This window comes from Nocardioides sp. Leaf374 (assembly GCF_916862475.1).
Classification (GTDB): Bacteria; Actinomycetota; Actinomycetes; order Propionibacteriales; family Nocardioidaceae; genus Nocardioides; species Nocardioides kribbensis.
On record NZ_CAKASO010000017.1, the window covers coordinates 37,286 to 54,150 of the forward strand.

Consider the following 16,865-nt stretch of genomic DNA (forward strand, 5'->3'; position numbering starts at 1 on the left):
CCCACCCGGGCGGCGGGGGTTCTTCGCGTCTTCTCAGGCTCCTGCGCCAACCAGCCCGCACCTCGGGGCGTCCCATGTCAGTGGGTGAAGGTCACCCACTGTCGAAGGAGGCACCATGACAACCCCCCGCAGCTCGCTCCGGCTCGTCCTCGCCGCGGCTCTCGCCGCCGGCACGGTCGGCCTCGCCGGACCCGCCGGCGCGTCCCCCGCACCGGCGGTGCGCACGTGCGGCAACGCCGACCTCACCGCGTCCTACCGCGGCGGGGAGGGCGCGGCCGGTCACACCTACGGCCGGATCCGGCTCACCAACACCTCCGACCGCAGCTGCCGCGTCGGCGGCTTCGGCGGTCTGTCGTACGTCGGCGGAGGTGACGGCACGCAGGTGGGCGCGGCCGCCGACCGCACGGGCGAGGCCGCTCCCGCGGTGACCCTGCGACCCGGTCAGCGGGTGGTGAGCCGGGTCGACGAGCTCGACGCCGCGAACTTCCCGCGCAAGGAGTGCCGCCCCACCGCGGTCGACGGCTTCCGGGTCTACGTGCCCGACGCGACCCGGTCGCAGTTCGTCGAGCACGCCACCACCGGGTGCCGCGACGACGAGGTGCACCTGCTGTCGCACCGCTCCTTCCGTCGACCGTGACGGTTGACACGCAGCAGGGCGCGTGAGGCGATGGCCCCGTGAGCCAGCCCCACGACGAGCCGACCGCCGAGGCGAGCCCCGAGGAGGTGGCCGCCGAGCGCGACGAGCGCCTCGACCCCGACCACCGCCCGGAGAACGCCGAGGTCGACAACACCGACCGGGAGTTCGACGCCGAGAAGGCGATGTTCACCGACGCCGAGGGCTACGACGAGGCCCCCGCGGTGTTCCCGCCGGTGGAGGAGCAGGACACCTGAGCCCGCGCACGCCACCCCGACCCCGCAGCGGGTCGAGGCGGCGTGGCCCGGTGCCCACCCGCCTGCGAGAATCGGGGCGTGAGCACCACTCCGGTCGAGACCGACGTCCTCGTGGTCGGCGCAGGGCCGGCGGGGTCCGCCGCGGCGGCCTGGGCCGCGCGTGCCGGCCTCGACGTCCTCCTCACCGATGCGGCGACCTTCCCGCGCGACAAGACCTGCGGCGACGGCCTGACCCCGCGTGCGGTCGGCGAGCTGCAGCGCCTGGGCCTGGAGCTCTGGCTGCGCGAGCGGGTCACCAGCCGGGGCCTGCGCGCCCACGGCTTCGGCCAGACCCTCCACCTGCCCTGGCCCGGCGGCACCCTGCCCGACTGGGGCAGCGCGGTGCCGCGCACCGAGCTCGACGACCACCTGCGCACCACCGCGGTCTCCTGGGGCGCCTCGGCCCTCGACGGCGTCCGCGCGGTCGACGTGCGGCGTGAGGGTGACCGGGTCGCCGCCGTCGTCTTCGAGCGCCGCGGCGACGGCAGCCGCGAGCGCTTCGAGGTGCGCTGCCGCCACCTCGTGGTCGCCGACGGCGTGCGCTCGCCGCTGGGCAAGGTCCTGGGCCGCGAGTGGCACCGCGAGACCGTCTACGGCGTCGCCGGGCGGTCCTACGTCGACTCCTCGCGCTCGGAGGACCCCTGGATCAGCTCCCACCTCGAGCTGCGCGGCGAGGACGGGGCGATCCTGTCCGGCTACGGCTGGATCTTCCCGCTCGGCGGCGGCCAGGTGAACCTCGGCGTCGGCACGCTCGCCACGGCCAAGCGGCCGGCCGACATCGCCGTGAAGCCCCTCATGGCCTTCTACGCCGAGCAGCGCCGCGAGGAGTTCGACCTCGACGGCGACCTGCGCGCCCCGACCTCGGCGCTGCTGCCCATGGGCGGCGCGGTGAGCCACGTGGCCGGCCCCAACTGGGCGCTGATCGGTGACGCCGCGGGCTGCGTCAACCCGCTCAACGGCGAGGGCATCGACTACGGCCTGGAGACCGGTCGCCTCGTGGCGGAGATGATCGCCGACGGCGGCGACCTCGCCGCCGGCTGGCCGGCGCTGCTGCGCGAGCACTACGGCGAGTCCTTCTCCATCGCCCGGCGCCTGGCCGGGCTGGTCACGGTGCCCCAGCTGCTGCCGACGCTCGGGCCGGCGGGCATGCGCTCGGACTGGCTGATGACGCTGGCGCTGCGCTGGATGGGCAACCTGGTCACCGACGACGACCGCGACCGGGCCGCGCGCGTGTGGCGCTGGGCCGGGCGGCGCTCGCTGGCGGTCGACCACCGTCCGCCCTTCTCCTGAGCCGTCGGGAGCCGGCGGTGGGGGATCGCACCTACGACCTGACGATCGCGCTGGGCCGGGTGGCCCTGCGCGCCCTCGACGTCACCACCCGCGTCCACGGTGCCGAGCAGCTGCCTCGCACCGGCCCGGCCGTGATGGCCAGCGTGCACGTGGGCTACCCCGACTTCCTCTTCGTCGGCAAGGCCGGGCTCGAGCAGGGGCGCCACGTGCGCTTCCTGTGCCGCCACGACATCTGGCACAGCCCGGTCGCGGCTCCCATGACGGCCATGGGCCACGTGCCCGTCGACCGGGAGGCGCCGGCGGCGGCGTACCTGCAGGCCCGCCGGCTGCTGCGCGCGGGGGAGGTGGTGTGCGGCTTCCCCGAGGCCGGCATCTCGTGGTCCTACACCGTGCGCTCCCTGATGCGCGGCCTGCCCGCCCTGGCCCGCGAGACCGGGGCGCCACTGGTGCCGGTGGCCGTGTGGGGCACGCAGCGGATGTGGTCGGTGGGCCTGCCGGTCGACGGGCGCAAGCCCGCGCCGAGCCTGCGCCGGGGGCGGGTGGTGGACGTGTCCTTCGGCGAGCCGATGAGGGTGGCGCCGGAGGACGACCTGGTCACGACGACCCGGCGGCTCGGCCACGTGCTGACCGGGCTGCTGGAGGACCTCCAGCAGCGCCCCGAGCACCGGCCGCGGCCCGGCGAGCGTGCCGTGTGGCACCCGGCCCACCTCGGCGGCGCCGCGCCCGACCGGGAGGCGGCGCGGGCCTGGGACTCGGTGCCCCGCGCGGCGCTCGCGCCCACCTGGGGGCCCGGCACGGAGCCCGGGGGCCGCGCGCGGCTACGGTGAGGACATGGGGGGTCTGCCGCGCACGCAACGGGTCGCGGCCTACGCCGTGGTCGTGCGCGACGAGCAGGTCCTGCTCAGCCGCCTCGCGCCGCGCCTGAGCCGCTCCGAGCTCTGGACGCTGCCCGGCGGGGGTCTGGAGCACGGCGAGGACCCCCGTGACGCGGTCGTGCGCGAGGTGCACGAGGAGACCGGCCTCGACGTGCGGGTCGGTGACACCTCCCGGGTCTACTCCCAGCGCCAGCGCCGCGACCGCCGGGGCGGGCGCCGGGTCGACTCCTGGTCGCTGCGCATCGTCTACGAGGGCTGGGTGCCGCGCGACGCACCGGCCCCGCGCGTGGTCGAGGTCGACGGCACCACCGTCGACGCCGCCTGGCACCCCCTCGCGGCGGTGCGCTCGGGACGGGTGCGGGTCAGCGCGCTGGTGCGCGAGGCCCTCGCCGACCACACCCCCGCCCGACGGCAGCGGGTCGGCGCCTACGCGCTGGTCACCCGCGCCGGCGGCGCCCAGGTGCTGCTGACCCGGATCTCCGCGCGCGGGCACCACGCCGGCTGCTGGACCCTGCCGGGCGGCGGCGTCGACCACGGCGAGGCCCCGCGCGACGCCGTGCGCCGCGAGCTGGCCGAGGAGTGCGGGCTCGTGGGCGTGGTCGGCGACGTGGTGGCCGTCGACGACGTGCACCTCGCCGGCACCGCGCCCTCGGGGCGCCACGAGGACTTCCACGGCGTGCACCTGGTCTTCCGGGCCGAGGTGGACCCCGACGTCGCGCCGCGGGTCGTGGAGGCCGACGGCACCACCGACGCCGTGGCCTGGGTCGACGTCGCCGAGGTCGAGGCCGGAGCGGTCGACGTGCTCGAGGTCGTGCGCGCCGCGCTCACCCGCCGCTGACCCGCCGCTGACCCGCCGCCGAGGCGCTCCACGACGCGGACGGCCGAGACGGTGCCGGCCTGGTGGGACCCGGCGGATATCGTGGCCTGGACCCAGGAGGCACACCTTGAGCGAGACCATCTTCACCTACGCCGCACCGGCCCTGAAGTTCGGCAGCGGGTCCTCGGCCGAGGTCGGCCACGACCTCGCCGGCTTCGGCGCGCGTCGCGTGATCCTGGTGACCGACCCCGGCCTCGCGGCCACCGGCCACCCCCAGCGCATCGCCGAGCAGGTCCGGGCGAGCGGCATCGAGGTCGTCGTCTTCGACCAGGCCCACGTCGAGCCCACCGACGAGTCGCTGCAGCTGGCGATCGACTTCGCGCGCGACGCCGGGCCCTTCGACGCCGTCGTGGCCGTGGGGGGCGGGTCGTCGATCGACACCGCCAAGGCGGTCAACCTGCTCACCACCAACCCCGGCGAGCTGATGGACTACATCAACGCCCCCGTCGGCAAGGCGCTCGCCCCGGTCAACCGGCTGCTGCCGCTCGTCGCGGTGCCGACCACCACCGGCACCGGCAGCGAGAGCACCACCATCTGCGTGCTCGACGTGCTGAGCCTCCACGTCAAGACCGGCATCAGCCACCCCGCCCTGCGCCCCACCCTGGCCGTGGTGGACCCGCAGCTCACGCTGGGCCAGCCGTCGATGGTCACGGCCGCCTCGGGCATGGACATCCTGTGCCACGCCCTGGAGAGCTACACCGCGAAGTGGTACGCCGACTTCGACGCCAAGCGCCCCGAGCAGCGGGTGCCCTACTGCGGCGCCAACCCGATCGCCGACCTGTGGTCGGAGCGCGCGATGGGCCTGCTGGCGGGCTCCTTCCGCGCCGCGGTGGCCGACGGCACCGACCAGCTGGCGCGCGAGCAGATGGCGATGGCCGCGACCTTCGCCGGGCTGGGCTTCGGCAACGCCGGCGTGCACATCCCCCACGCCAACGCCTACCCGATCGCCGGGCGCGTGCGCGACTACCGCCCCGCCGGCTACCCCCAGGACGAGGCGATGGTGCCGCACGGCATGGCCGTCTCGCTCACCGCGCCCGAGGCCTTCCGGTTCACCTACGAGGCCGCGCCCGAGCGCCACCTGGCCGCCGCCCGCCTGCTCGACCCCTCGGCCACCGGCACCGGCCCCGACGTCCTGCCCGACGTCATCTCGACCCTGATGCGCGACATCGGCCTGCCCAGCGGCCTGGCCGAGGTCGGCTACGGCGACGGCGACGTCGACGACCTCGTGGGCGGAGCGCTGCAGCAGCAGCGCCTGCTCGCGACCGCGCCGCGCGAGGCGACCCCCGACGACCTGGCCGCGGTGTTCCGCGGCTCGATGGAGCACTGGTGACCCTGCACCTCCCCGACCACGCCGGCCCCGACAGCACCTCCGGGGGCGCAGGGGTGGGCGACCTGCTCGGCGAGCTGCGCCGCCGGGGCGTCACCGACGTCGACGACTCGGTGCTGACCCGGGCGCTCTACTCCACCGACGCCTCGCTCTACCGCGTGCTGCCCCAGGTGGTGGCCCGGCCGCGTCACACCGACGAGCTGCTCGCCGTGCTCGACGTCGCCCGGGCGAGCGGCACCCCGCTGACGATGCGCGGCGCCGGCACCTCGATCGCCGGCAACGCGGTGGGTCCCGGCATCGTCGTCGACACCTCCCGCCACCTCGGCCGCGTGCTGGAGATCGACGCCGAGGCCCGCACGGCGCGCGTCGAGCCCGGCGTGGTGCACGCGACGCTGCAGAAGCAGGCCCAGGCCCAGGGACTGCGCTTCGGCCCCGACCCCTCCACCCACACCCGCTGCACCATCGGCGGCATGATCGGCAACAACGCCTGCGGCTCGCGCGCCCTGGGCTACGGCCGCACCTCCGACAACGTCGAGTCGCTGCGGGTCGCCTTCGGCACCGGCGAGGTCTGGTCGGGCGGCGGCGGTGCGGTGGCCGGCGGCCTGGCCGCGATCACCGACGCCAGCCTCGAGCACGTGCGCACCTCCTTCGGCCGGTTCACCCGCCAGGTCAGCGGCTACGCCATGGAGCAGCTGCTGCCGGAGAACGGTCGCCGCCTCGACCGGTTCCTCACCGGCTCGGAGGGCACCCTGGGCCTGGTGCTCGACGCCACCGTGCGGCTGGTGGTGGACGAGACCTCGCGCCAGCTCGTCGTGCTCGGCTACCCCTCGATGGTCGAGGCCGCCGACGCCGTGCCGGCCCTGCTGGCCGCCGCCGGCACCCCCGTCGACAGCCCCGCCGGCATGGAGACCGCGGGCGCCGGGCTCGTCGCCTGCGAGGGCATCGACGCTCGCATCGTCGACCTGGTGCGCGCCCGCGGCGCCGTGCCCGACCTGCCCCGCGGGGCAGGCTGGCTCTTCGTCGAGGTCACCGACCCGGGTCTGGTCGCGCCGCTGGTCGCGGTCTCCGGGGCCCTCGACCACCGCCTGGTCACCGACCCCCGCGAGGCCGCCGCGCTGTGGCGGATCCGCGAGGACGGAGCCGGCCTCGCCGCGCGGAGCACGCAGCGCCAGGCCCTCTCGGGCTGGGAGGACGCGGCCGTGCCCCCCGACCGGCTCGGGGCGTGGCTGCGCGACTTCGACGCACTGCTGCTCGAGCATGGCCTGCAGGGCGTGCCCTACGGCCACTTCGGCGACGGCTGCGTGCACGTGCGCATCGACTTCGACTTCACCGACCGCGAGAGCGACGCCGCCGCCGGCCCGCGCCGCTTCCGGGCCTTCGTGGAGGACTGCGCCCGCGAGCTGTCGAAGCACGGCGGCTCGCTCTCGGGCGAGCACGGCGACGGCCGCGCCCGCTCGGAGCTGCTGACCCACATGTACGACGAGGAGTCGCTGCGGCTCTTCCGCGCGGCCAAGGCCGTCTGCGACCCCGACGGCCTGCTCAACCCCGGCGTGCTGGTCGACCCCGACCCCTTCGACGCCTCCCTGCGCCCGGCCCGGCCGCGCGCGGGGGTCCGCCCGCTGCTGCGGTTGGCCCACGACGGCGGGTCCTTCGGCGACGCCGTGCACCGCTGCACCGGCGTCGGCAAGTGCGTGGCGCCCTCGGCGACCGGCGTGATGTGCCCCTCGTGGCAGGCCACCCGCGACGAGAAGGACTCCACCCGCGGCCGCGCACGCGTGCTCCAGGAGGCCGTCGACGGCTCCCTGGTCGGCGGGCTGGGCGACCCTGCGGTCTCGGAGGCCCTCGACCTGTGCCTGGCCTGCAAGGGCTGCGCGTCGGACTGCCCGACCGGGGTCGACATGGCGACCTACAAGGCCGAGGCGCTCCACCAGAAGTACGACGGTCCCGACGCGACCGCGCGGCGCCCGCGCAGCCACTACCTGCTCGGTCGGCTGCCGCGGTGGGCCGCCCTGGCCGCGCCGATGGCGCCGGTGGCCAACGCGATGATGCGGCTGCGCCCCGTCGCCAGCGCCGCGCGGGCGAGCGCCGGCATCGACCAGCGCCGCTCGATCCCGGCCTTCGCGCCGAAGACGCTGCGCCGCACGACCAGGGGCCGCGGCGGCGACCGGGCGCCCGACGTGTGGGTGTGGGCCGACTCCTTCACCGACCACTTCTTCCCGCGCAGCGGCCTCGCGGCCATCGAGGTGCTGGAGGCCGCCGGGCTGCGGGTGCGGGTGATCTCCGACGACGCCTGCTGCGCGCTGACCTGGATCACCACGGGTCAGCTCGACAAGGCCCGGGCGATCATGGAGCGCACGGTGGCCACGCTCGCGCCGTACGTCGCCTCCGGGGTGCCGGTCGTCGGGCTCGAGCCGTCGTGCCTGGCCACGCTGCGCAGCGACGCGACCGAGCTGACCGCCGACCCGCGGGCCGCGGAGGTCGCCGGCGGGGTGCTGACCTTCGCCGAGCTCGCCACCCGCCTCGACCTGCCGCTGCCCGACCTCACGGGCGTCGAGGTCGTGGCCCAGCCCCACTGCCACCAGCACGCCGTGCTCGGCTGGGAGGCCGACCGCTCCCTGCTGGAGCGGGCCGGGGCCTCGGTGACGAAGGTGTCGGGCTGCTGCGGCCTGGCCGGCAACTTCGGCATGGAGAAGGGCCACTACGAGGTGTCGGTGGCCGTGGCGGAGACCCACCTGCTGCCGGCGGTGCGCTCGCACCCCGACGCCGTCGTGCTCGCCGACGGCATGTCGTGCCGGGTCCAGCTCGACGACCTCGCCGACGTGCCGACGATGCACCTGGCCGAGCTGTGGGCCTCCCGGCTGCCGGCCGGCGCCCGCGGGGACCGCGCGTGAGCCCCCGCCAGCGCCGCTGGATCATCCCGGTCGCCCTCGCCGCGCTGCTGCTCATCGTGGTCGTGACCTCGGTCCTCGACCGGTGAGCGGCGCGACGGGAGGGGCCCTGGAGGAGGCGCTCGCGCGCCTGCGGGCGCCCTTGCTCGACCCCGAGCGGCTCGTGCGCGCGGTCGCGTCGGGCCGGCGCAAGGGCCAGGAGCCGCCGCGGTGGCGGCGCCTCGAGCTGCGCCACGTCGACCTCAAGGCCGGGCCCCACCTGCAGGTCACGGCGTACGACGCCACGCAGGCCCACACCTCCAACCACGCCCTCACCGGCGCTGACGCCGCCCTCGACGCGCTGCTGGCGCTGCCCTTCGGCAACTGGCACGTCGAGACCACGACCGAGACGGTGCAGCTGCGGGTGACCAAGAAGCTCGACGCCGTCGTGCACACCGCGCGCCGTGCCGAGGCCGTCGCGGTCGACCGCGCCCACGACCGCGACAAGCCCCGGCTGCTGGCCGAGGACGACCCCGTCTTCCGCGAGCTCGGCCTGACCGACGCCCAGGGGCGGCTCAAGCCCACCCGACAGGCGAAGTACCGCCAGGTCGAGGAGTTCCTCCGGCTGCTCGACGCCTCGATCACCGAGGCCCGGGCCAAGGGTCACCTGCGCCGGCCGACGCCCGAGGACCCGCTGCGGATCGTCGACCTCGGCTGCGGCAACGCCTACCTCACCTTCGCCGCCCAGCGCTTCCTCACCGCCACCCGCGGCCTGCCGGTGGTCGTCACGGGGGCCGACGTCAAGGAGCAGTCGCGCGAGCACAACAGCGCCGTTGCCGCCCGCCTCGGCGTCGACGCAGAGTTCGTGGTCGGCTCGATCGCCGACGTCGAGCTCCCGCAGCCGCCCGACGTGGTGCTGGCGCTGCACGCCTGCGACACCGCCACCGACGAGGCGCTGGCGCGGGCCGTGGGCTGGGAGGCGCCGCTGGTGCTCGCCGCGCCCTGCTGCCACCACGACGTCGCCGCCCAGCTGCGACGCCTGCCCACCCCGGCGCCCTGGGCCATGCTCACCCGCCACGGCATCCTGCGCGAGCGCCTCGCCGACACCCTCACCGACGGCCTGCGCGCCTCGCTGCTGCGCCAGCGCGGCTACCGCGTCGACGTCGTGCAGTTCGTGGAGAGCCAGCACACCCCGCGCAACACCATGCTGCGCGCCGTGCGCACCGGGGGCGAGGCCCCCGAGGCGCGCGAGGAGTACGACGAGCTCGTGGGCGCCTGGGGCGTCCGGCCCCGCCTCGCCGAGCTGCTCGAGGCCGACCGGGCCGGTGCGTGAGCGCGTGATCGACGGGTTGCTCGCCGCAGCGGTCGCGCTGCCCTTCGCCGTGGGCCTCGGGGTCGGGCCGGGCGTACCCGACGCCGAGGTCGCCTTCGCCTTCCGCGACCCTGCCGTGGTCGAGTCGAGCGGGCTCGTCGCCCGCGACGGGCTCGTGCTCACCACCAACGACTCCGGCGACACCGGGCGGGTCTTCGCCGTCGAGCCCGCCACGGGCCGCACCGTGGGCGTCACCACCTGGAGCCAGGACCCCGTCGACGTCGAGGCGCTCGCCCCCGCCGACGGGCCCGGCGCGCGACCCGGCGAGGTCTGGGTCGGCGACATCGGCGACAACCCCGGCGAGCGGACCTCGGTGTCGGTGACCCGCGTGGCCGTGGGCCGGGGCGCGCTGGGGGCCGCGGGCACGACGTACGAGCTGGTCTACCCCGACGGTGGGCAGGACGCCGAGACGCTGCTGGTGGAGCCGCGCAGCGGGCGGCTGCTGGTGGCCTCCAAGGCCTTCCTGGGCGGCACGCTCTACCGCGCCCCGGCGCGGCTCTCGCCCGACGCCCCCAACCGGCTCGAGCCGGTCGGGTCGGTGCTGTCGATCGCCACCGACGGCGCCTTCTTCCCCGACGGTCGCCACCTCGTGGTGCGCGGCTACGGCGGCGCGGTCGTCTACGCCTGGCCCTCGATGGAGGAGGTCGCCGACCTCGACCTGCCCACGCAGCAGCAGGGCGAGGGGATCGCGGTCGACGAGGACGGGCGGGTGCTGCTCTCCAGCGAGGGTCAGTACGCCGAGGTGCTGGAGCTCGACCTGCCCGCGGACGTGCGGGCCGTCGTCGACGGCACCGTCGCCGACCGGGCCGACCGCGGCGACCAGGCCGACCGCGCCGGGCGGGAGGCCGGGCGCGACCCCGACCTCGTCACCGTGACCGACACCGCGGAGCTGACCCTGCTCACCGGCTGGATGCTCGGGGGCGCGCTGGCGGTGCTGGGCCTGCTGGTCGGGCTCGTGGTGCTGCTGCGCCGTCGCCGCTGAGGGTGAGCCGCGGGCGCGGGGGCGCTCCTAGTCTCGGGCCATGGTCCGCCTGCGCCGCACCTCACCCGACCAGCCGGGGTGGACGCGTCGCCGCGCGGGCAGCGGCTTCAGCTACCTCGACGCGGCCGGCGACCGGCTGCCGGCCGACGACGCCCAGCGGGTGCGCGACCTCGTCATCCCGCCGGCGTGGCAGGACGTCTGGGTCACCCCCCACGCCAACGGCCACCTGCAGGCGGTCGGTACCGACGAGGCCGGGCGCCGGCAGTACCTCTACCACCCCGAGTGGCGCACCCGGCGCGACGCGGAGAAGTTCGACCGGATGCTGGAGTTCGGGAAGGCCCTGACCCGGGCCCGCGAGCTGGTGGTGGCCGACCTCGGCCGCGAGGGCATGCCGCTGGAGCGCGCGTGCGCCGCCGCCGTCCGGCTGATCGACCTGGGCTACTTCCGCATCGGCAACGACGTCTACGCCGACACCAACGGCAGCTTCGGGCTCACCACCCTCGAGCGTCGGCACGTGCGACGGCGCCAGGAGCAGCTGGTGTTCACCTTCGTGGGCAAGTCGGGGGTCTCCCACGAGATCCGCATCGACGACGCCGTGGTCATCGAGGCGATCGAGGTGATGCGGCGCCGCCGCGGCGAGGACCTGCGGCTGCTGTCCTACCGCACCGGGCGCTCGTGGCGCTCGGTGCTGCCGGAGCTGGTCAACGAGTACGTCCGCTCCTCAACGGGGATCGAGGCCACGGCCAAGGACTTCCGCACCTGGCACGCGACCGTGCTGGCCGCGGCCGCCCTGGCCGAGACCCCCGAGCACGGGGAGACCCGGGCCTCGCAGAAGCGGGCGGTGTCGGGGGCGATGAAGGAGGTCTCCTCCTTCCTCGGCAACACCCCCACGCTGGCGCGCTCCTCCTACGTCGACCCCCGCGTGATCGAGGCCTACGAGGACGGCCGCACCATCGTCGGCACCACCCGGCGCCACCACGACAGCCCCGACGTGCGGCAGGCCGCCCTGGAGCGTGCGACCCTGAGGTTGATCAAGGAGAGCTGAGCCCCCCGTCGGGGGGCCGCTCCTGGTCGACCGTCCCGGCTACCGGGGCGGCAGGACGGAGCACCATGCAGCTCAACGTCGTCGAGGGCGACCTCACCACCCAGCGCGTCGACGCGGTCGTCAACGCCGCCAACACCGCGATGCGCGGCGGGGGAGGCGTCGACGGCGCCATCCACCGCGTCGGCGGGCCCGCGGTGCTCGCCGACTGCGTCGCGCGCTTCCCCGACGGGCTGGCCACCGGCGACGCCGGCTGGACCACCGCCGGCGACCTGCCCGCCCGCTGGGTCATCCACGTCGTGGGTCCCGACCACGCGGCGGGCCAGACCGACCGCGGGCTTCTCGAGTCCTGCTACCGCCGTGCGCTCGAGGTCGCCGACGAGCTCGGGGTGCGCACGATGGCCTTCCCGCTGGTCAGCGCCGGGGTCTACGGCTGGCCCCGCGCCGACGCCGTGGCCGCGGCGATCGAGACCCTGCGCGCGACCCCCACTCAGGTGGAGACGGCCACCATCGTCGCCTTCGGCCGCACGGCCTACGTCGACGTGCGCTCGGTGCTGGGCCGCTAGGCGCGTCTGCTCAGGAGTGCTCGACGACCCAGTCGACGCAGGCGGTGAGGGCGCGCACGTCGTCGGGGTCGATCGCGGGGAACATCGCCACGCGCAGCTGGTTGCGGCCCAGGCTGCGGTAGGGGTCGACGTCGACCACGCCGTGCTCGCGCAGCGTCGCGATCACCGCGGGGGCGTCGACGTCCTCGTCGAGGTCGATCGTGCCGACGACCAGCGAGCGGTGGTCGGGGTCGGCGACGAAGGGCGTGGCGTAGGAGGAGGCCTCGGCCCACGCGTAGAGCGCGCCCGAGGACTCCGTGGTGCGCGCGACCATGGCGTCGAGCCCGCCCTGGGCGTGCATCCAGTCCAGCTGCTCGGCCATGAGGAAGAGCGTGGCGACGGCGGGGGTGTTGTAGGTCTGCTGCTTGCGCGAGTTGCTGATCGCGGTGGGCAGGTCGAGGAACGCCGGCACGTGGCGCCCGCTCGCCGCGACCTCCTCGGCCCGCGCCAGGGCCGCCGGCGACATCAGGGCCACCCAGAGCCCGCCGTCGGAGGCGAACCCCTTCTGGGGCGCGAAGTAGTAGACGTCGCTCTGGGCGACGTCGACGGGCAGCCCGCCCGCGCCCGAGGTGGCGTCGACGAGCACCAGCGACCCCGGGTCGGTGCCCTCAGGTCGCAGCACCGGGGTCATCACGCCCGTCGAGGTCTCGTTGTGGGCCCAGGCGTAGGCGTCGACGCCGGCCTCGGCGGCCGGGGCCGGCCGCGAGCCCGGCGCGGAGGAGATCACCGACGGCTCCTCGAGCCAGGGTGCGGCCGTGGCGGCCGTGGCGAACTTGGAGGAGAACTCCCCGCAGACCAGGTGCTGGCTGCGGCGGGTGAGCAGGCCGTGGGTGGCGACGTCCCAGAAGGCGGTGGACCCGCCGTTGCCCAGCACGACCTCGTAGCCCTCCGGCAGGTCGAAGAGACCTGCGACGCCCTCCATGACCCGACCGACCAGGCCGCGCACCGGCGCCTGGCGGTGCGAGGTGCCCATGAGCGTGGACCCGGTGGCGGCCAGGGCGTCGAGGTGGGACTGCTGCACCTTGGAGGGGCCCGACCCGAAGCGCCCGTCGGCGGGCAGCAGGTGGTCGGGGATGCGCGGCGAGCGGGTCATGTGCTTCTTCCGTCGAGGGCGGCGCGGCCGGGGCCGCCCGGTGGATCGGGCGGTCCTATTCTGTCACCGCGCCACCCCCGGCCCCTCGCGCCGCCAACCCTCGGGAGAGCCCATGACCCCCCACGACCCCTCCGCCCGCAGCGCGCCGGCCACCGGTCGGCGTACGCCGGCGCAGGCCGCGGCGCTCGTGGCCGGCGTGCTCCTGCTCCTCGGCGGGCTGGTCGCCCTGGTGGTCGGTTTCACCGGCTCCGTCGGGTCGCAGTCGGAGCCCTTCCCCGCCCCCGGCGCCGACGACGGGCCGGGCTCCGACCTGCTGCTCTTCGCGGGCGGCGGACTGGCCATGGTGGTCGGTCTCGGCGTGGTCGCGTTCGCCCGGGCCGCCGCGTTCCGATCGGCCGGCGGCTGGTCGCGGGTGGTGGTCGAGCAGGGCTTCGGCAGCTCACCGCCCAGGACCTCGGCGCCGCCCGAGACCGTGCGGACCCGCACCTGCGCTCGCTGCGGAGCGCTCAACGACGAGGAGGCGCGGTTCTGTGACCGCTGCGGCACCGGGCTCTGAGCCTGTCGGCGAGCCCGACCCCGGCCGGCGCGTGGCGGCCGGGACGCTGGAGGTCGTGCGCGTGCCGGCCGACCACCCCGACGCGGTGCGGCTCGTCGAGGAGGTCCAGGCCGAGTACGTCGCGCGCTACGGCTCGCCCGACGCCAGCCCCTTCGACCAGGAGGTCTTCGCGCTGCCCTCGGGCGCCTTCTTCGTGGGCTACCTCGACGGCGACGCCGTCGCCACCGGCGCCTGGCGCCGCAGCCCGGTGGAGGCGCTGGGATCGGCGGTCACCGCCGAGGTCAAGCGGATGTACGTCGTGCCGCGCGCCCAGCGCCGGGGCCTGGCCCGCCGGATGCTGGCCCACCTCGAGGCCACCGCGGCCGAGGCCGGCGTGGAGGTGCTGGTGCTGGAGACCGGCACGCTGCAGCCCGAGGCGATCGCGCTCTACACCTCGGCGGGCTACGTGCCGGTGCCCGGCTTCGGCCACTACCGCGACTCGCCGCTCTCGCGCTGCTTCGCCACCGACCTGCGGGGGCGCGCCACCACGAGGTAGCGGTCGTCGCTGATCTCGCGGCCCCACAGCGCGGGGTCGACGAGCGGCGTGTGGGCCGGCTCGAGGTCGGCCTCCTCGGCCAGCGCCACGCACCCCGCGCCGGTGATGCCGGCTCCGGTCGACCAGCTGCCCTCGACCAGCACGAGCACGCCGCCGGGGCGCAGCAGCGCCGCCCAGCGCCGCAGCACCGCCACCGGGTCGGGCAGGGCCCACAGCACGTGGCGGCACAGGACGACGTCGTAGGAGTCGGCCGTCAGGGGCGGGTGGGCGGCGTCGCCGGCGAGCACCCGCACGGGCGACCCGGGCAGCCCGGCCACCTTGGCCCGGGCCCGCTCGAGCATGGCGGGGGAGAAGTCGACGGCGTCGACGTGGTGACCGGCGCGGGCGAGCAGCGCGCTGAGGGTGGCGGTGCCGCAGCCGAGCTCGGCCACCCGGGCCGGGGCCGGCGGCAGCAGGGGCAGCAGCAGCGCCGACCACGCGGCGCGCACCGCCGGGTCGCGCAGGCCGTGGTCGGCGGGGTCGTCGTAGGCCGCCGCCTCGCCGTCCCACACCGCGATGCGCCCGGCCAGCCCGGGGTCGTCGGTCGGCTCGGATCGGGGCGGTCCGCTCAGGTCGTCCACGCCGCGACCGTAGTGACGGTCACCGACACCCGCCACCCGGCGCCCCCGCGCCGCCCCCTCCCTGGACCGACCATGACCCAGCACCAGCACCAACACCGGCACCAGCACCTGAGGGCCGCCGCGGCGGCCCTCGTGACCCTCGTCGTCCTGCTCGGCGCCGCGCTCGTGCCGGGCGCGGCGCACGCCGAGCCCCGCCCGCTGGAGGACTACGCCTCCTACCAGCCGCAGACCCGCTGCTCGCCCCAGGCCAAGCCGGGCACGGTGGCGCTGGGGCGCTGGCTGGTGCGCCACCACGGCGGCGGCTTCGGCCGGATCGGGTCGACCTGCTCGAAGCACACCACCTCCGAGCACCAGGAGGGCCGCGCCTTCGACTGGATGATGAGCGCGCGGACCAAGGCCGACCGCCGCGAGGTGAAGGAGGTCTTCGAGCGGCTCTTCCGCGCCGACGGGGCCGGGCGCGAGGACGCCTGGGCGCGCCGGATGGGCATCATGTACCTGATCTGGGACGACGAGATCTACAGCGCGTGGAACGCCTTCGAGCCCGCGCCCTACCTCAGCTCGTCGTGCGCCACGAAGAAGAAGTGCAGCCAGACGCTGCGCCACCGCGACCACGTGCACGTCTCCCTCACCCGCCGGGCCGGGCGCGGCCTCACCAGCTGGTACGACGACCGGCTCCCTGCGAAGGACTGAGCCCCCCGTCCCTGTCGGGGCGGGGGGCTCCGGGGGCGGGCGGTGCGGCGTGACCGGGCGCCCGTCAGGAGGTGCGGAGCGGGCTCAGCCGGCCCACTCGGCCTTCCAGCCGTCGACCTCGTCGGCGCCGCGGGCGGCGGGGCCGGTGTAGATCGCCGAGGGGCGGATGAGGCGGCCCGTGCGCTTCTGCTCGAGGATGTGCGCCGACCAGCCGCCGGTGCGGGCGCAGGTGAACATCGAGGTGAACATGGTGGCCGGGACCTCGGCGAAGTCGAGGACGATCGCGGCCCAGAACTCCACGTTGGTCTCGAGCACGCGGTCGGGGCGACGCTCGCGCAGCTCGGCCAGGGCGGCCTTCTCCAGGGCCTCGGCCACCTCGTAGCGGGGGGCGTCGAGCTCCTTGGCGGTGCGGCGCAGCACGCGGGCGCGGGGGTCCTCGGCGCGGTAGACGCGGTGGCCGAAGCCCATCAGCCGCTCGCCGCGGTCGAGCAGGCCCTTGACGTAGGCCTCGGCGTCGCCGGACTCCTCGACGTCGGCGATCATGCCGAGCACGCGGCTCGGGGCGCCGCCGTGCAGCGGGCCGCTCATCGCGCCGATGGCTCCGGAGAAGGCGGCGGCGACGTCGGCACCGGTGGAGGTGATGACGCGGGCGGTGAAGGTGGAGGCGTTCATGCCGTGCTCGGCGGCGCTGCTCCAGTAGGCGTCGATGGCCTTGACGTGCTGCGGGTCGGCCTCGCCCTTCCAGCGGAGGAGGAACTTCTCGGCGAGGGTGCTGCCCTCGTCCACGAGCTTCTGGGGCACGACGGGGGCGTGCAGGCCGCGGGCGGACTGCGCGGCGTAGGAGAGGACCATGACGGCGACGCGGCCGAGGTCCTCGCGGGCCTGCTCGTCGGAGATGTCGTAGGTCTGGCCGAAGCCGAAGGCCGGCGCCAGCATGGCCACGGCGGCCTGCACGTCGACGCGCACGTCGCCGGTGTGCACGGGCAGGTTGTAGGGCTCGGCGGGGGCCAGGCCGGGGGCGTAGGTGCCGTCGATCAGCAGGCCCCAGATGTTCTCGAACGGCACCCGGCCGACGATGTCCTCGATGTCGACGCCGCGGTAGCGGAGCGCGGACCCCTCCTTGTCGGGCTCGGCGATCTCCGTCTCGAAGGCGACGACGCCTTCCAGTCCGTGGTGTACCTCGGGCATGCGTTCGACTCCTGTG

Annotated in this window: 17 protein-coding genes; 14 read left to right on the top strand and 3 right to left on the bottom strand. The window is 75.8% G+C overall.

Annotated elements, in window-relative coordinates; all coding sequences use genetic code 11:
- Window positions 1–115: 115 nt before the first annotated feature.
- From LPA27_RS09940 to LPA27_RS09995, 11 genes are all read left to right on the top strand, one after another.
- Window positions 116–637, top strand: a complete 522-nt coding sequence (locus LPA27_RS09940; RefSeq protein WP_228942314.1) for a DUF4232 domain-containing protein — start codon at window positions 116–118, stop codon at window positions 635–637.
- 38 nt (window positions 638–675) lie between these two features.
- Window positions 676–891 (top strand): hypothetical protein, encoded by a 216-nt coding sequence (locus LPA27_RS09945; protein WP_228942315.1) that lies wholly within the window; start codon window positions 676–678, stop codon window positions 889–891.
- Window positions 892–969: 78 nt separating this feature from the next.
- Window positions 970–2,220 carry a geranylgeranyl reductase family protein gene (locus LPA27_RS09950; RefSeq protein ID WP_228942316.1) on the top strand — a complete coding sequence of 417 codons (1,251 nt, stop codon included), beginning with the start codon at window positions 970–972 and terminating at the stop codon, window positions 2,218–2,220.
- A gap of 17 nt (window positions 2,221–2,237) precedes the next feature.
- Entirely contained in the window at window positions 2,238–3,047 is an 810-nt protein-coding gene (locus LPA27_RS09955) for a lysophospholipid acyltransferase family protein (protein WP_228942317.1), read from the top strand.
- Between the two features lie 4 nt (window positions 3,048–3,051).
- Window positions 3,052–3,933 carry an NUDIX hydrolase gene (locus LPA27_RS19350; RefSeq protein ID WP_324251252.1) on the top strand — a complete coding sequence of 294 codons (882 nt, stop codon included), beginning with the start codon at window positions 3,052–3,054 and terminating at the stop codon, window positions 3,931–3,933.
- Between the two features lie 106 nt (window positions 3,934–4,039).
- Window positions 4,040–5,302, top strand: coding sequence for a hydroxyacid-oxoacid transhydrogenase (locus LPA27_RS09970; RefSeq protein WP_056864767.1), 1,263 nt, complete (start codon window positions 4,040–4,042; stop codon window positions 5,300–5,302).
- A 2-nt stretch (window positions 5,303–5,304) separates the two neighbouring features.
- Window positions 5,305–8,190, top strand: a complete 2,886-nt coding sequence (locus LPA27_RS09975; RefSeq protein WP_228942335.1) for an FAD-binding and (Fe-S)-binding domain-containing protein — start codon at window positions 5,305–5,307, stop codon at window positions 8,188–8,190.
- Window positions 8,191–8,272: 82 nt separating this feature from the next.
- The gene (locus tag LPA27_RS09980) at window positions 8,273–9,499 is read left to right on the top strand and encodes a class I SAM-dependent methyltransferase (protein WP_228942318.1); all 1,227 of its coding nucleotides are present in this window, start codon (window positions 8,273–8,275) and stop codon (window positions 9,497–9,499) included.
- Window positions 9,492–10,520, top strand: a complete 1,029-nt coding sequence (locus LPA27_RS09985; RefSeq protein ID WP_228942319.1) for a hypothetical protein — start codon at window positions 9,492–9,494, stop codon at window positions 10,518–10,520. Before LPA27_RS09980 ends, LPA27_RS09985 begins: the two co-directional genes overlap by 8 nt.
- Window positions 10,521–10,560: 40 nt before the next feature.
- Window positions 10,561–11,565 (top strand): DNA topoisomerase IB, encoded by a 1,005-nt coding sequence (locus LPA27_RS09990; RefSeq protein ID WP_056864764.1) that lies wholly within the window; start codon window positions 10,561–10,563, stop codon window positions 11,563–11,565.
- A 65-nt stretch (window positions 11,566–11,630) separates the two neighbouring features.
- Complete coding sequence (locus tag LPA27_RS09995) at window positions 11,631–12,128, top strand: macro domain-containing protein (RefSeq protein WP_056864763.1); 498 nt, start codon at window positions 11,631–11,633, stop codon at window positions 12,126–12,128.
- 10 nt (window positions 12,129–12,138) lie between these two features.
- Here the strand turns inward: LPA27_RS09995 and serC are convergent, their stop codons facing one another.
- Window positions 12,139–13,260, bottom strand: a complete 1,122-nt coding sequence (gene serC, locus LPA27_RS10000; RefSeq protein WP_228942320.1) for a phosphoserine transaminase — start codon at window positions 13,258–13,260, stop codon at window positions 12,139–12,141.
- A 112-nt stretch (window positions 13,261–13,372) separates the two neighbouring features.
- Here serC and LPA27_RS10005 point away from each other — a divergent pair, with 112 nt between their 5' ends.
- Window positions 13,373–13,816, top strand: coding sequence for a zinc ribbon domain-containing protein (locus LPA27_RS10005; protein WP_056864761.1), 444 nt, complete (start codon window positions 13,373–13,375; stop codon window positions 13,814–13,816).
- On the top strand, window positions 13,791–14,351 hold the full coding sequence (locus LPA27_RS10010; protein ID WP_228942321.1) for a GNAT family N-acetyltransferase: 561 nt from the start codon (window positions 13,791–13,793) through the stop codon (window positions 14,349–14,351). The genes LPA27_RS10005 and LPA27_RS10010 overlap by 26 nt, the downstream gene beginning before the upstream one ends.
- Here the strand turns inward: LPA27_RS10010 and LPA27_RS10015 are convergent.
- Complete coding sequence (locus tag LPA27_RS10015) at window positions 14,285–14,971, bottom strand: class I SAM-dependent methyltransferase (protein WP_200920228.1); 687 nt, start codon at window positions 14,969–14,971, stop codon at window positions 14,285–14,287. The genes LPA27_RS10010 and LPA27_RS10015 overlap by 67 nt on opposite strands.
- A 72-nt stretch (window positions 14,972–15,043) precedes the next feature.
- On the opposite strand from LPA27_RS10015, the gene LPA27_RS10020 reads away from it, so the two are divergent.
- Window positions 15,044–15,661, top strand: a complete 618-nt coding sequence (locus LPA27_RS10020) for a hypothetical protein (protein ID WP_228942322.1) — start codon at window positions 15,044–15,046, stop codon at window positions 15,659–15,661.
- An 84-nt stretch (window positions 15,662–15,745) separates the two neighbouring features.
- Here LPA27_RS10020 and LPA27_RS10025 read toward each other — a convergent pair whose 3' ends face one another.
- Window positions 15,746–16,849 carry a citrate synthase 2 gene (locus LPA27_RS10025; protein WP_056905361.1) on the bottom strand — a complete coding sequence of 368 codons (1,104 nt, stop codon included), beginning with the start codon at window positions 16,847–16,849 and terminating at the stop codon, window positions 15,746–15,748.
- Between the last annotated feature and the right edge of the window lie 16 nt (window positions 16,850–16,865).

Coding starts and splice junctions, on each gene's coding strand:
- LPA27_RS10020 (WP_228942322.1), top strand. CDS start 15,044: ATGACCCAGCACCAGCACCAACACCGGCACCAGCACCTGAGGGCCGCC.
- LPA27_RS10005 (WP_056864761.1), top strand. CDS start 13,373: ATGACCCCCCACGACCCCTCCGCCCGCAGCGCGCCGGCCACCGGTCGG.
- LPA27_RS10025 (WP_056905361.1), bottom strand. CDS start 16,849: ATGCCCGAGGTACACCACGGACTGGAAGGCGTCGTCGCCTTCGAGACG.
- LPA27_RS09990 (WP_056864764.1), top strand. CDS start 10,561: ATGGTCCGCCTGCGCCGCACCTCACCCGACCAGCCGGGGTGGACGCGT.
- LPA27_RS09940 (WP_228942314.1), top strand. CDS start 116: ATGACAACCCCCCGCAGCTCGCTCCGGCTCGTCCTCGCCGCGGCTCTC.
- serC (WP_228942320.1), bottom strand. CDS start 13,260: ATGACCCGCTCGCCGCGCATCCCCGACCACCTGCTGCCCGCCGACGGG.
- LPA27_RS19350 (WP_324251252.1), top strand. CDS start 3,052: ATGGGGGGTCTGCCGCGCACGCAACGGGTCGCGGCCTACGCCGTGGTC.
- LPA27_RS09995 (WP_056864763.1), top strand. CDS start 11,631: ATGCAGCTCAACGTCGTCGAGGGCGACCTCACCACCCAGCGCGTCGAC.